Origin of the sequence: Flavobacterium notoginsengisoli, assembly GCF_014207905.1 — a bacterium.
GTDB classification, from domain to species: Bacteria; Bacteroidota; Bacteroidia; order Flavobacteriales; family Flavobacteriaceae; genus Flavobacterium; species Flavobacterium notoginsengisoli_A.
Map to the genome: position 1 here is coordinate 1385941 of NZ_JACHLB010000001.1, position 14033 is coordinate 1399973.

The 14033-nt window shown below is 33.2% G+C and carries 10 protein-coding genes and 2 tRNA genes; 6 read left to right on the forward strand and 6 right to left on the reverse strand.

Going from position 1 to position 14033, the window contains the following annotated elements; translation table 11 throughout:
• Positions 1-5: 5 nt before the first annotated feature.
• The gene (sppA, locus tag HNP35_RS05915; protein WP_184157761.1) at positions 6-1763 is read right to left on the reverse strand and encodes a signal peptide peptidase SppA; all 1758 of its coding nucleotides are present in this window, start codon (positions 1761-1763) and stop codon (positions 6-8) included.
• Positions 1764-1900: 137 nt separating this feature from the next.
• Between sppA and folK the strand changes: the two genes are divergently transcribed.
• A complete protein-coding gene (folK, locus tag HNP35_RS05920) occupies positions 1901-3034 on the forward strand; it encodes a 2-amino-4-hydroxy-6-hydroxymethyldihydropteridine diphosphokinase (RefSeq protein WP_184157760.1) in 1134 nt (377 codons plus the stop codon).
• A gap of 66 nt (positions 3035-3100) precedes the next feature.
• Here folK and HNP35_RS05925 read toward each other — a convergent pair whose 3' ends face one another.
• From HNP35_RS05925 to HNP35_RS05935, 3 genes are all read right to left on the reverse strand, one after another.
• Complete coding sequence (locus HNP35_RS05925) at positions 3101-6070, reverse strand: T9SS type B sorting domain-containing protein (RefSeq protein ID WP_246453338.1); 2970 nt, start codon at positions 6068-6070, stop codon at positions 3101-3103.
• A gap of 106 nt (positions 6071-6176) precedes the next feature.
• Positions 6177-6719, reverse strand: coding sequence for an RNA methyltransferase (locus HNP35_RS05930; RefSeq protein ID WP_184157759.1), 543 nt, complete (start codon positions 6717-6719; stop codon positions 6177-6179).
• Positions 6720-6793: 74 nt separating this feature from the next.
• The gene (locus tag HNP35_RS05935) at positions 6794-7225 is read right to left on the reverse strand and encodes a DUF1573 domain-containing protein (protein WP_184157758.1); all 432 of its coding nucleotides are present in this window, start codon (positions 7223-7225) and stop codon (positions 6794-6796) included.
• 157 nt (positions 7226-7382) lie between these two features.
• On the opposite strand from HNP35_RS05935, the gene mutS reads away from it, so the two are divergent.
• From mutS to HNP35_RS05955, 4 genes are all read left to right on the forward strand, one after another.
• A complete protein-coding gene (gene mutS, locus HNP35_RS05940; protein WP_184157757.1) occupies positions 7383-9989 on the forward strand; it encodes a DNA mismatch repair protein MutS in 2607 nt (868 codons plus the stop codon).
• A gap of 162 nt (positions 9990-10151) precedes the next feature.
• Positions 10152-10224, forward strand: a tRNA-Gly gene (locus HNP35_RS05945).
• A gap of 14 nt (positions 10225-10238) precedes the next feature.
• A tRNA-Leu gene (locus HNP35_RS05950) sits at positions 10239-10324 on the forward strand.
• Positions 10325-10452: 128 nt separating this feature from the next.
• Positions 10453-10836: a DUF1508 domain-containing protein gene (locus HNP35_RS05955; RefSeq protein ID WP_184157756.1), complete on the forward strand. Its 384-nt coding sequence runs from the start codon at positions 10453-10455 to the stop codon at positions 10834-10836.
• Positions 10837-10955: 119 nt separating this feature from the next.
• Here HNP35_RS05955 and HNP35_RS05960 read toward each other — a convergent pair whose 3' ends face one another.
• Together HNP35_RS05960 and HNP35_RS05965 are read right to left on the reverse strand one after the other, a co-directional pair.
• A complete protein-coding gene (locus tag HNP35_RS05960) occupies positions 10956-11171 on the reverse strand; it encodes a PG1828 family lipoprotein (RefSeq protein ID WP_091492463.1) in 216 nt (71 codons plus the stop codon).
• 355 nt (positions 11172-11526) lie between these two features.
• Positions 11527-12756 carry a 3-deoxy-D-manno-octulosonic acid transferase gene (locus tag HNP35_RS05965; RefSeq protein ID WP_184157755.1) on the reverse strand — a complete coding sequence of 410 codons (1230 nt, stop codon included), beginning with the start codon at positions 12754-12756 and terminating at the stop codon, positions 11527-11529.
• Positions 12757-12892: 136 nt separating this feature from the next.
• Between HNP35_RS05965 and HNP35_RS05970 the strand changes: the two genes are divergently transcribed.
• A complete protein-coding gene (locus HNP35_RS05970) occupies positions 12893-14026 on the forward strand; it encodes a DegT/DnrJ/EryC1/StrS family aminotransferase (protein ID WP_184157754.1) in 1134 nt (377 codons plus the stop codon).
• The last annotated feature ends 7 nt before the right edge of the window (positions 14027-14033 follow it).

A 14033-nucleotide genomic window follows, 5' to 3' on the forward strand; every position in this document is an offset into this window, starting at 1 on the left:
TTGAATTAATAAATATTGATTCCGAAAGGCATAATGGCTTGAACACCATTTTGTTTCTGAAATTTCTTTACCTGTTCAATAAGAAGGTAATTTTCTTCTCCGATTTCTTCTTTCAAGAAAGCTTCTTTAGATTTTGCAAAAGGCAATCCAGAAATCAAGTCATTAAAAGTCTTTTCGTATTCTGGATAATTTTGAGTGCTGTATGATTTTATTTTAGCAATTCGAGCAGCTTCTGCAATGGCATCATTCAATCCACCGATTTTATCTACTAAACCTAATTTTAAGGCTTCTGTTCCAGACCAAACTCTTCCCTGAGCGATTGCATCAACTTGTTCAAAAGTCATTTTTCTTCCTTCAGCCACATGCGTAACAAAGGTGTGGTATATTTTTTCAACTCCTTCTAGAGTAAAAGCTTTGAATTTCTCATCGACAGGCACAAACGGACTGTAATTTGCTGAATTTTCGTGTGTTTTAACCTGCTCAGAATTGATTCCTAATTTATTAGCAAGCGGACTAAAGTTTGGAAGCATTCCGAAAACACCAATAGAACCTGTAATCGTATTGTTTTCTGCAAAAATTGTATTCGCATTACAAGCAATGTAATAACCTCCAGAAGCGGCATAATTTCCCATAGAAACCACAACAGGCTTTACTTTTTTGGTAATTTCAATTTCTCTCCAAATCAAATCAGAAGTTAGAGCACTTCCTCCTGGACTGTCAATTCGAAGAACAATTGCTTTTACATCGTCATTTTTTCTTGCTTCCTGCAAAGAACGACGCATTGATCCTTCGCCAATTGTATTTACATCGCCTTCACCACTGCCAATTTCGCCTTGTGCATAAATAATGGCAATTTGATCAGTCGCTGTGTTAGCTAAAGCTGTAGTAACATTGTTTTGAGTATAATCTGAAATAGAGATTTTGTTGTAATCTTCATCTCCGCTTACTTTCAACGCTTTTCTGATTGCATTGTGGTAAACATCTTCGTAAGCAATAATATCAACTAAATGCTGTTGTTTTGCCATTTCTGGAGTTCTAGCTAAAAGACCGTTTGCGATTTCGTTTAATTTTGGCAAAGGAATATTTCTGCTTTTCGAAATATCGGTTGAAACCGTTGTCCAGATAGAGTTCAAAAGGGCTGTCATTTGTTCTCTATTGGCGTCGCTCATTTTGTTTTCTAAGAAAGGTTCAACAGCACTTTTGTATTTTCCATGGCGAATTACTTCCATATGAATACCTGATTTATCCTGAAAATCTTTGAAAAACATTACTTCAGAAGAAAGACCTTTAAAGTCTAAATCTCCCGCTGGATTGATGTAAATAGTATTGGCAACAGAATTTAAATAATATTCTTTTTGCGAATACGTATTCGCGTAAGCCCAAACAAATTTCCCTGATTTTTTGAATCTTTCAAGAGCATTTCTCAAGTCTTTGTATTGCGCAAGACCTAAAGAAGACTCATCATTTAAAATAGAAATACCTTTGATATTGTCATCGGTTTTAGCCGCATCAATAGCATTGATTACATCGGTTAAGCCAATTCCTTTTTTGTCTGAGAAGACGCTTACCCAAGGATCTTTATATTTTCCGGCGTAATCGTTGTTGATTTCTTTTAAGTTCAATTCAATAACCGAATCAGATTTAACAGAAACAGTATCGTCACCTCCAAAAAGAGCGCCGATAAAAATTACTCCAAAAAAGAAGAGCATCATAAATACAAAAATACCAATAACGGTGGCAAGTACATTTCCTAAAAACTTCATGTGTATATTTTTTTAATAAGTCGTGAAAAGGGGTAAAATGTTACAAATTAGAAATCTAAAATTTTTGATTAAACCAGACCTCGTTTCACAAATATATTGGTTAATTCTAAAATAGTTTTAGTTAATTTGCATTAATTATGAAATTACAGCATCAAGTCGTTTTATCGATAGGCAGCAACCAAGGCAACAAATTAGAAAACATCCAAAAATGTATTGATTTAATCCATCAAAAAGTTGGGTCTGTCGTAAAAGTTTCCAAACTTTACGAAACTCCTGCGTGGGGTTTTGAAAGTGATGCTTTTTATAATTGTGCACTTCTTTTATACACAAATTCATCTGCGCAAAAGATTCTGAATCAGGTTTTAAAGGTTGAAAAAGAACTTGGCAGAATCCGATCGAATCAAAAAGGGTATCAGTCTAGGATTATAGATGTCGATTTGATTGTTTTTGATAATGAAATTATCGATTCAGAAAAACTGCAAGTTCCACATCCTTTAATGCAAAACAGAAATTTTGTTTTATTGCCAATTCGTGATTTGAAATTAAATTGGAAGCATCCTATTCTGCATAAAACAATTTTAGAATTGATTGCAATTACTCCTGATGAAAGCGTTTGTACGGTAGTTCAAGATTTGAAAAGACCGATTGATGAAATCCCGTTAAATCAATTTAATTATATTGCTTTTGAAGGAAATATTGGTGCAGGAAAAACTACTTTAGTTCATAAAATTGCAGAAGATTTTAACGGGAAAACAGTTTTAGAAAGATTTGCTGATAATCCGTTTTTGCCTAAATTTTATAAGGATCAAAACAGATATGCTTTTCCTTTAGAAATGTCTTTTTTAGCTGATCGTTACCAGCAACTATCAGATGACTTAGCACAATTTGACTTGTTTAAAGATTTTATTGTTGCCGATTATCATATTTTCAAATCTTTGATTTTTGCCAAAATCACTTTGCAGGAAGATGAATATCGTTTGTACAGAAATCTTTTTGATATCATTTACAAAGAAATGCCTAAGCCAGATTTGTATGTTTATTTGTATCAGAATACAGAACGTCTTTTGCAGAACATTAAAAAACGAGGCCGTGCTTACGAACAGAATATAGAAGCTTCTTATTTGGAAAAAATTAATAACGGGTACTTAGAATATATAAAATCGCAAACAGATTTAAATGTTCTAATTATTGACGTTTCTGATCGTGATTTTGTGAAAAAACACGAAGACTACATTTTTATTTTGAATGAAATCAAGAAAAAGCTGAGCTAATGTGTCAATTAGAAAATTGTTTTTAAATTATCTAATTGTCTAATTTTCACATTCTCTAATTAAATTCTATCTTTTTAAAGTGAAATGCCCTCGTAAAATAGGCATTGTATCATCTACTTTTAAAGCATACCAATAATCTGAAGAGGGAAGAGGAGTTTTATTTGAAGTACCATCCCAACTCATGTTAGATTGGCTTAACACTGCTATCAATTTTCCGTATCGATCATAAATGGTTACTTGTGCTTGCGGATAATGTTCCATTCCGCTTACTTCCCAAACGTCATTATAAGTGTCATTGTTTGGAGTAAAGAAAGGAGGAAAAACAAGTACTACAAATTGTTTAGTGTGTTCTCCGCAACCGCTTTTTTCTTTTACGTATGCAGTGTGCAATCCAGCAGGAACATCAAAGAAAATGTTCGAATTATGGTATTCAATTCCGTCGACAGAATATTCGAAATATTCCTCAGCCTTTACAGGAAAAATAATCACTCTTGTTCCTTCAACATTCACGCGGTCTATTTGCGGAATTTTATGTTCTTCGACTACAACAGTTTTTCTGCTTGTACAGCTTTCAGGAGCTGGACTTGTTACATTGACTGTATAAGTTCCTCCTGCGTTTACAACGGTAGTTTGCGTTGTTGCCCCATTAGACCATAAATAGTTCATTCCAGAAATTCCAGCATCGAGAGTTATGGTTTCAAATTGACATAAAGTTAAAGTTTCGTCAGTAACAACAGGTGGTGTGTAGATAGTAATATTTACAGCAATTCTATTCGGATTGATACAACCATTATTTGACGCCTCGGCATAATAAGTTGTATTGGAAGAAATAGTAGGAGTTGTAAAATTTGTTCCTGCAAAAACACTTGTTCCGCCAGTTGAAGAGGTAAACCAGTTTATTGTTCCTGCGTTTGATGAAGCCTGAAGTGTTACAGTTCCGGCACCACATCTTGAAACATTGGTATTCGTAGCAATTGGATCGCTTGGTGTTTGATTTATGGTAGCAACAACAGATTTACGATTTACCTCACAACCAGCATCTACGTAATAAGTCGTTGTTGTGCTTATTGTTGGAGTTGTGTAAGTGTTTCCGGTTCCTAATAAATTTCCTCCAGTTGCGGCATCATACCAGCTAATTGTAGCTCCAGCTGTTGCAGTTGCAGTAAGATTAAAACTTCCAGAATCACAAAGTGGAGCAGGATTTGCTGCAGGCGTTGCGACTGGAATTGTAATTTGAGTACTAGCTGCAATTTTTAATGGAGCTTCTCCCGGCATTCCTCCAAACTCAACAACAAATCCTTTTGGTTGGTAATTACCGCTAGGATCTCCCGTATTTGAGAGATCGTTCCAAGAACCACTTATTCCGACTCCAGGTTGTGTAATATGAGCATAATCCTCATTTCCTTGCTGATTTGGTTCTCCTGTATTCCAAAATGCAAAATTAGGAGTTGAACCATTTGCGTTTCCATTCCAGAAAATAGTACCAGCTTCTGGACCAGTAACCCATTTCCAAACACCTTCAGTTTCGGCGTCACTTCCGCCGATCCATCCTGTTCCAGAGGCTTGTTCTCCAATTAGTTTGGCTTCATCAGCAGATAAAATTGTAGCTAAATATCCTTGAAGTCCATAATATTTAAGGGTCTCTGCATTTGCTTTTGCATCTGACCAGCTAATGCCAAGCGAGGGGATGTATACATAAAAGTGGCCAGTAGAGGCTAAATAATTAGCTTTTCCAATTGTTATCGAAAAAGTTTTTGTGCCCGTTAACGTAGTAGAAGGGTTTGAAAAAACAATATCTTTTATAATCGATTCTAAATCCGAGTATAAAATTTCAGTTCCGTTTGATTTTGAAATTGTTAGCTTTCCAGCAACAGCATCCCATTGTGTTACGATTGTTGGATACAGAGTCGAATTTGAAAGCGTAAGAAGATCCCCATTAGAATAACCGGATGAGATTTGAATGTAACCAGCCAGTGTTCCTGTTTCATTTGGATCATGAGTAATAGAAAATGTTTCAACTATCTTTATTTCAGAGCCGGGGCAATATATTTGATCACCTGTTGCGTTTAATTCTGGTATACTATAAATGACTTTGTTACAATCGTTCGAATAAAAAGCGGTTCCGTCTTTATATGTTGACCAATTCGTCATGGAGTAGATTTCATTATCAACATCTATGCAGGTAAGGGTATTGTTTATTTTAAAATTACCAATAGAAAGCAAATTATTTTTCCCGTTTCTTAAATCTAATTTAGTAAGCTGATTGTCATCTATTAATAAACGTTGAATTGCTGTGTTTTTAGAAAAATCCAATTCAGTTATTTGATTGTGGCTGCAATAAATATTGATTAAGGCAGGACTATTAGTAACATTTAAGCTCGATAAATTATTATTGCTGCAATCTAAATTGGTTAAAATTGTGCTAGAACTTAAATTAAGGCTGGTTATTAGATTATCAGCACAGTTTAAACTTTTTAAAACGGCACAAGTCGACACATCTAAGGCAGTTAATTGATTTTTGTTACATTGAACAAAATCTAACAGTGTGTTTTTAGATAAATCTAAAGAGATTAATTTATTTTCAGCGCAATATAACTTTGTCAGTGCAATATTTTTAGAAAGATCCAAACTTGTTAGGTTGGTCTTTTCGCACTCAAGTTCTTTTAAAGCAATATTATTAGACAAATCTAAGCTCGACAGCTGAGTTAGGCTACAGCTCAAATTGGTTAAAGCAATATTTTTGGAGAGATCTAAAGTAAATATTGGGTTTTGAACACAGTATAATTCTTTTAACGAAACGAAATCTTGTATACCGGTTAAGTTTGTAATTCCTCTAGTAGAAATATTTAAACTAATTACGCTTGCCGCACTTGATGTTAAAACTTGACCATCTATAGGGCCAGAATCAATTCCGAAATCAATTAAAGCTTGTTCGAAGTTCGCATCAGGAATAGGGGTGTATTGTGCAAATCCAATAGAGCTGGAAAGCAGTACAAGAAATAAGAATGATACTTTTAAGAAAATAGAGTTTTTCATTTTATAAAAGTATCAATTTTATAATAATAAAAAAATATTTTTATATTTCTAACATTTAATGCTTTATAAATATGTTAAAATCACATTTATAATGTAAAAATATTCTTTAATTGTTATTTGCCCAGTTTATCTTCTGAAATAAATCCCAAACAACAATTCCGGCACTTACGGCAATATTAAGAGAGTGTTTGGTTCCAAGTTGAGGAATTTCAATACAACCATCGCAAATTGCAACAGCTTCTTGAGCAACTCCAAAGACTTCATTTCCAAAAACTAAAGCATATTTTTGATTTTTTTCGATTTTAAAATCTTGCAGAAAAATAGAACTTTCAACCTGCTCAATCGCCATGGTTAAAATGTTTTCTTTTTTCAGATTTTCAATTACTTCCAAAACATTTTCATGATGTTCCCAAGCTACAGTTTCAGTAGCACCAAGAGCCGTTTTATGAATTTCTTTGTTTGGAGGAGTTGCAGTAATACCGCATAAAATAATCTTTTCAATTAAAAACGCATCAGCCGTTCTAAAAACAGAACCGATATTGTGCAGACTTCGAATATCGTCTAAAACTAAAATTAAGGGAGTTTTTTCAGATTTTTTAAAATCTTCAATTGATTTACGGTCTAGTTCGCTGTTTTCGAGTTTTCTCATTGGTGTTAAATTGTAATCATAAAAAAAGCTTCCAAAGATAAGGAAGCTTTTTGATTATTTAAATGTTTTTCAGATTAGCTTTTTACTGGATCTGGTAAAACAGTACCTTTAATAGTAAGGATTTTTGTTGGTTGTCCTTCAGCGTTAGAAGTTACAGTTACAGTTTTTGTAAAAGCACCAACTCTATCAGTAGCATATTTTACGCCAATAACACCTTTAGCTCCTGGAGCAATTGGTTCTTTTGGAGTAGTTGGTACAGTACATCCGCAAGATCCTTGAGTGTTAGTAATAATTAATGGTTTTGTTCCATTGTTTACAAAAACAAATTCACGTTTTCCATCAGCATTATGAGCGATAGTTCCGTAGTCAATAGTTTCTGTTTCAAAAAGCATTCCTGCTCCTTCTACTTTTGCAACTTTAGTAGCTTTAGCTTTTTTAGTTGATTGTGCATTAGTAGCTGTGATACCAGCAACAGCTAACATAGCAAATAAGATTATTTTTTTCATCTTTAAGGGTCTTTTTTTAAATGATAAACAAAGCTATAGAAAAAACTTAAATCACAACCTAAAAATATCTTAAAATATTTTAATTTTTGAAGCTTTCGATTTGCCGTTAAAAAATCATAAATTCGCTGTCTTAATTTTTCATTTAAAATATAATAATTTGGCAGCTAAAGAGAAAGTGGTGAAGGAAACACCTTTAATGAAACAGTACAACGAAATCAAGGCTAAATATCCTGATGCATGTCTGCTTTTCAGAGTAGGAGACTTTTATGAAACCTTTGGAGAAGACGCCATTAGAGCTTCTAAAATTTTAGGAATAACATTAACTAAAAGAGGAGCAGGATCTGATTCTGAAACGGCTTTGGCTGGGTTTCCACACCATTCTGTAAATACTTATTTGCCAAAATTGGTAAAAGCTGGGCTTCGTGTTGCTATCTGCGATCAGTTAGAAGATCCAAAAATGACTAAAACAATCGTAAAAAGAGGTGTGACAGAACTGGTAACTCCAGGGGTTTCTCTTAATGATGAGGTTTTACAATCAAAGTCAAATAACTTTTTAGCATCTGTTTATTTTGCTAATAAAAATATAGGAATTTCTTTTTTAGATGTTTCCACAGGAGAGTTTTTAACTGCTCAAGGAAATGCAGAATACATTGATAAATTATTGCAGAATTTTAATCCGAGCGAAGTTCTGGTTCCTAAAAATAATAAAGGAGATTTTAAAGCTGCTTTTGGAGAAGATTTTCATAGTTTTTACTTAGAAGATTGGATTTATAAAGAAGATTACGCTTTAGAAACATTGACCAAGCATTTTCAAACTAATTCTTTAAAAGGATTTGGGGTTGAGGAATTGAAAGAAGGAATTATTGCTTCTGGAGCAATTTTGTATTATTTATCAGAAACACAGCATAATCGTGTGCAACATATCACAGCGATTCAACGTATTGCAGAAGATGCATACGTTTGGATGGATCGTTTTACTATTCGAAACTTAGAATTATATCACAGCTATAATCCAAATGCAGTTACGCTTTTGGATGTTATTGATAAAACACTTTCTCCGATGGGAGGACGTTTGTTAAAACGATGGTTGGCATTGCCTCTAAAAGATGCTAATAAAGTAAAAGGCCGTCATGAAGTTGTGGCTTATTTGAAGTCGAATCCAGAGATTCTGCATAATATTCAATATCAGATCAAACAGATTTCAGATTTAGAACGTTTGATTTCTAAAATTGCAGCGGGTAAAGTTTCTCCTCGTGAAATTGTTTATCTGAAAGAATCTCTAGACGCAATTATTCCTATTAAAACACTAACGCTTCAAAGTCCGCAAGAAGCAGTAAAAATCATAGGAGATAGTTTGCATGCTTGCGATTTACTTCGCGAAAAAATTAAAAACACTTTAAATCAAGATGCGCCAGTTGCCATTGCAAAAGGAAATGCAATAGCAAGTGGAATTAGCCCAGAATTGGATGAATTGCGTGCGATTTCTACTTCTGGAAAAGAATTTTTAGAAGGAATTGAAAGAAGAGAATCTGAAAGAACTGGAATTTCTTCTTTGAAAATTTCCTTTAATAATGTTTTCGGATATTATATCGAAGTTCGAAATACGCATAAAGATAAGGTTCCAGAAGAATGGATTCGTAAACAAACTTTAGTAAGTGCCGAGCGTTACATTACAGAAGAATTAAAAGAATATGAGACTAAAATCTTAGGCGCTGAAGAAAAGATTTACAAGATTGAAAGTGAGCTTTTCGAGCAATTAGTAGCTTGGATTGGAACTTATATTAAGCCAGTTCAAATGAATGCTTATTTGGTGGCACAGTTAGATTGTTTGTGTTCGTTTACACAAATGGCTATAGAGAATCAATATGTTTGTCCTGAAATTGACGAGACTTTTGAGTTAGATATTAAAAACGGAAGACATCCTGTAATTGAAAAACAATTGCCTGTTGGAACTCCATATATTGCTAATGATGTCTTTTTAGATCGAGAAACACAGCAAATTATTATGATTACTGGACCTAATATGTCTGGTAAATCGGCTATTTTAAGACAAACGGCTTTAATTGTGCTCTTGGCTCAAATGGGAAGCTTTGTTCCTGCAGATAGCGTTAGAATGGGGATTGTGGATAAGATTTTTACCAGAGTAGGAGCTTCAGATAATATTTCGATGGGAGAATCTACTTTTATGGTTGAGATGAATGAAACGGCTTCAATCTTGAATAATATTTCAGACAGAAGTTTGGTGTTGTTGGATGAAATTGGAAGAGGGACGAGTACTTATGATGGTATTTCGATTGCTTGGGCGATTGCGGAGTTTTTGCATGAGCATCCTTCAAAGGCAAAAACACTTTTTGCAACGCATTATCATGAGCTGAATGAAATGACCGAATCAATGCCAAGAATTCAGAATTTCAATGTTGCGGTAAAAGAATTGAAAGACACGGTTCTATTTGTTAGAAAGTTGGTAAAAGGTGGAAGTGCTCACAGTTTTGGAATTCATGTAGCAAAAATGGCTGGAATGCCACAGCTAGTTATTTCGAAAGCACAAAAACTTTTAAAGAAATTAGAAAAGAATCATTCGAGTGATGCTTTAAACGGGATTAAAGCTGCAAATGATGAAATGCAAATGAGTTTCTTTAATTTGGATGATCCTTTGTTGGAAGAAATAAAAGAAGAAATTTTAAGTCTCGATATTAATGCAATTACTCCTGTAGAAGCGTTAATGAAACTGAATGAGATTAAAAGAATGTTGGTTAAAAAATAAATTCAAGAAAAATTCAATTTTAAAGTTTAGGTTATCAGAATGTTATAAAATAACTGGATTTTTTTTTCGAAAAACACTTGTTTAATTGAATAAATGTCCTAAATTTGCACTCGCAATACGAAACAAATCAAGTGTTGCGAGTTCTTTTTAAGATTTGAAAATGCGAAAATAGCTCAGTTGGTAGAGCGCGACCTTGCCAAGGTCGAGGTCGCGGGTTCGAGCCCCGTTTTTCGCTCAAAACCATATAATGCTCGGATGGTGAAATTGGTAGACACGCTGGACTTAAAATCCAGTGAACAGCAATGTTCGTGCGGGTTCAAGTCCCGCTCTGAGTACTGAAGCCTCTTCTTTTGAAGAGGCTTTTTTTATTGTCTAAACTTGTGCGGAATAAATTTGTGAAGTAAATTTATTTTAAGAACTCAGGAAAATCTAAAATCAACAATCTAAAATCTAAAATTTATAAATGGGTGCTTTTGTAATTAGCAAGCGATTTAATGATGAATATAAATTTACTTTTACTTCGCGTAGAGGAAAAGTTATTTTTACGAGTTTAAGTTATGAGTTGAGATTTGAATGTGAAGAGGATATTGAAAAGTTTAAAGCTAATATTGAGCTTGCGAAATTTTTGAAATTTAAAGGCTCTGGAGGGAAGTATTTTTTTAAATTGATGTTGGGTGAGGTTCACTTTGCGACAAGTCGAAAATATAGCACCGAATTGCTTTTGCAAAAAGGAATAAAAGAGATCGTGACTTATTCTTCTAAATCGGAGATTTTAGATTTTTCATCAAGTGAATCTATTTTTGGAGATGAAGAGTCTGAGGAGGAGCTGGAAGAAGCAGCGGAATAAAAAAAAAGCGTTTACAAATTGTAAACGCTTTTTTTGTTTGAAGTTTGACTAATTTCAGAATTAGTCAAAAAAAAACCATCTCAATGATGGTTTTAAAATCGTTAGAACTTAGGTTCTAATTATTTTTTTACTTCTTCTACTTTAGCAGCAGCAGAATCAACTTTAGCAGCAGCAGAATCAACAGTTGCAGCAGCAGAATCAACAACAGCAGCAGCAGAATCAACAGTTACAGCAGTAGAATCTACAGCAGCTTCTGTAGCAGCAGCGTCAGCTTTTTTACAAGATACAACAGTTAAAACAGCAACAACAGCTAAACTTAAAAATACTTTTTTCATCTTACTTTATTATAAAAGGTTAATTATTAATTCGTGGCAAAGATATAAATTTTTTAATATGTAAAATATTTTTTCACTTTTTTTTTAAAATATTTTCCTTGCTCACGATTATCTTATTTATCAAATAATATGCCAAAATAGGAAAAATAATTCATATTGTAATATGTTTTGCATAATTTATTTTTTGATGAATATTCTGCTGTTGTTTTGGCTCTTTGAATGTATTTGTTGTGGTTTGTTTTGTTTTTTAGGAATTATTTCATTTTAGAAAAAATGGCTAAATGTGAATTTTAAACTATCTAAATAATGACAAAAGCTATTTTTTATCACTTGAAAATCAAAATATGCTATTATTTTATCGAATGTTTTTCATAATTGTTTCTGTTGCGCCTTTGTTATTTTGAATAAAAGAACGGCATATTTCGCTTTTATCTGTAAAGAAAGCATGGTCGGATAATAATTTGTCAAAGGCATTTTTTAATTCTCCGCTATTTGTGATAACGCTACAGCCTTTTAAATCGACAAGAGCAATGGCTTCAGCAAAGTTTTCATAATTAGGGCCAATTACTATCGGAATTCCAAATGTTGCTGGTTCTAAAATATTATGAATACCAGGATTTCCAAATCCGCCTCCAACATAGGCAATAGTTCCGTAGCTGTAAATTTTGGTCAATAAACCTACAGTGTCTACAATCAAAACATTATAGATTGATAAGTCTTTATTCTCTTTTTCAGAATATAATATGGTAGATTTTGTAATCTGAGATTTTAGATTTGCAATTTGCTCAGCTTTAATGTTGTGTGGAGCAATTATGAATTTTGTATTTTCTGATGCTTGATTGATATATTCAGCAAGAATAGCTTCGTCTTTTGGCCAAGAACTTCCAATAACAATTACAGGTTTTTCATTTTTGAATTTTTCAATAAAATCTAATCTATTGTCGCGTTCTAAAATAGCATTTACCCGATCAAACCTTGTGTCGCCCGAAACAATAACATTATTAAAACCAAGACTTTCGACTTTTTGTTTCGATTTTTCGTTTTGTACAAAGAAGTATGTGAATGCTTTTAATGCTTTTCTATAAAATCCTCCATACCATTTAAAAAACATTTGATTGTCTCTAAAAATTCCAGAAATCAGATAAGTTAGGGTTTTGTTGGTTTCTAGTTCCTTTAAATAATTTAGCCAAAATTCATATTTAATAAAAAAGACCAATTCTGGATGAACTAATTTGATGAATTTTTTTGCGTTTTCTTTTGTGTCTAAAGGAAGATAAATAGTAACATCTGCAACTGTGTTATTTTTACGCACTTCGTATCCAGATGGTGAAAAAAAGGTGACAATTATTTTGTGCGAAGGATATTTTTCTTTGATTTTTTCTATAACAGGAAGGCCTTGTTCGTATTCTCCTAAAGAAGCAGAGTGAAACCAAATCGTTTTGTCTTCTGGCTTTATTTTTTCTTCTAGAGTAGAAAAAACATTTTTTCTCCCTTCAACAAAAAGCTTAATTTTCGGACTAAATAAGGCTATAATTCTTAAGAAAAATCCTGCGACGTGTATTACTAAATTATATAAAAAAAGCATGTAATTTTTTTTGCAGCTAAATTACATTTCTTTCGACTATTTTCATTGGTTTGAAGCTATTAATAACTATTTTTGTTCCTCCTTTTAGAGATTTCTGTATGAAAACGGTGTCTTTAATTTAAAATAAATTCAAAAAATGAAAAAAATACAAATGGTTGACTTAAAAAGTCAATACGAGAAAATAAAATCTACTGTAGATGCTTCTATTCAAGAAGTTTTAGATACAAATACTTACATCAACGGACCTTTAGTTCATCAGTTTCAAAAGAATCTTGAGGATTATTTGGGGGCGAAACACGTTATTCCATGTGCCAACGGAACAGATGCTTTGCAAATAGCTATGATGGGGCTTGGTCTTCAGCCAGGAGACGAAGTAATCACTGCAGATTTTACTTTTGCGGCTACAGTTGAGGTAATTGCTTTATTGCAACTAACTCCGGTTTTAGTTGATGTTGATTTGCATAATATGAACATCGATATTGATGCAGTAAAAAAAGCAATTACTCCAAAAACTAAAGCGATTGTTCCTGTACATTTATTTGGTCGCGCTGCGAATATGGATGCGATTATGGAAATTGCAGCTCAGTATAATTTGTATGTAATCGAAGATAATGCACAAGCAATTGGAGCAGATTATATTTCTAAATCTGGAACAAAATCTAAAGTAGGTACAATTGGTCACGTTGCAGCAACTTCATTCTTTCCATCTAAGAATTTAGGATGTTATGGAGATGGAGGAGCAATTTTTACAAATGATGACAATTTAGCTCACATCATTCGTGGAATTGTAAATCACGGAATGTACGAGCGTTACCACCACGATGTTGTAGGTGTAAATTCTCGTTTGGACAGTATTCAAGCTGGGGTTTTAAATGCAAAACTTCCTTTGTTGGATGAGTATAATCAAGCACGTCGTTTGGCTGCAACAAAATATAATGCTGCTTTTTCTGGACATAAAAATATTATCACTCCAGAATTTGATGTAAATGAAAATGATCACGTTTTTCATCAATATGTATTAAGAATTATTGATGCAGATCGTGATGCTTTAATGCAGCATTTATTGGGTAAAGGAATTCCTTGCGCTATTTATTATCCAATTCCACTGCATTCTCAAAAAGCATATTTAGATCCTCGTTATAAAGAAGAACAATTTCCAGTAACAAATCAGTTGGTGAAAGAAGTAATTGCTTTGCCAATGCATACAGAGCTTGACGACGAGCAAATTAAATTTATTGCAAACTCAGTTTGGGAATTTTTGAATAAATAAAAAGCTA

Bases quoted from the DNA above. Each gene is read 5' to 3' on its own strand.
- sppA (WP_184157761.1), bottom strand. From the start codon at position 1,763: ATGAAGTTTTTAGGAAATGTACTTGCCACCGTTATTGGTATTTTTGTA.
- folK (WP_184157760.1), top strand. From the start codon at position 1,901: ATGAAATTACAGCATCAAGTCGTTTTATCGATAGGCAGCAACCAAGGC.
- HNP35_RS05925 (WP_246453338.1), bottom strand. From the start codon at position 6,070: ATGAAAAACTCTATTTTCTTAAAAGTATCATTCTTATTTCTTGTACTG.
- HNP35_RS05930 (WP_184157759.1), bottom strand. From the start codon at position 6,719: ATGAGAAAACTCGAAAACAGCGAACTAGACCGTAAATCAATTGAAGAT.
- HNP35_RS05935 (WP_184157758.1), bottom strand. From the start codon at position 7,225: ATGAAAAAAATAATCTTATTTGCTATGTTAGCTGTTGCTGGTATCACA.
- HNP35_RS05955 (WP_184157756.1), top strand. From the start codon at position 10,453: ATGGGTGCTTTTGTAATTAGCAAGCGATTTAATGATGAATATAAATTT.
- HNP35_RS05960 (WP_091492463.1), bottom strand. From the start codon at position 11,171: ATGAAAAAAGTATTTTTAAGTTTAGCTGTTGTTGCTGTTTTAACTGTT.
- HNP35_RS05965 (WP_184157755.1), bottom strand. From the start codon at position 12,756: ATGCTTTTTTTATATAATTTAGTAATACACGTCGCAGGATTTTTCTTA.
- HNP35_RS05970 (WP_184157754.1), top strand. From the start codon at position 12,893: ATGAAAAAAATACAAATGGTTGACTTAAAAAGTCAATACGAGAAAATA.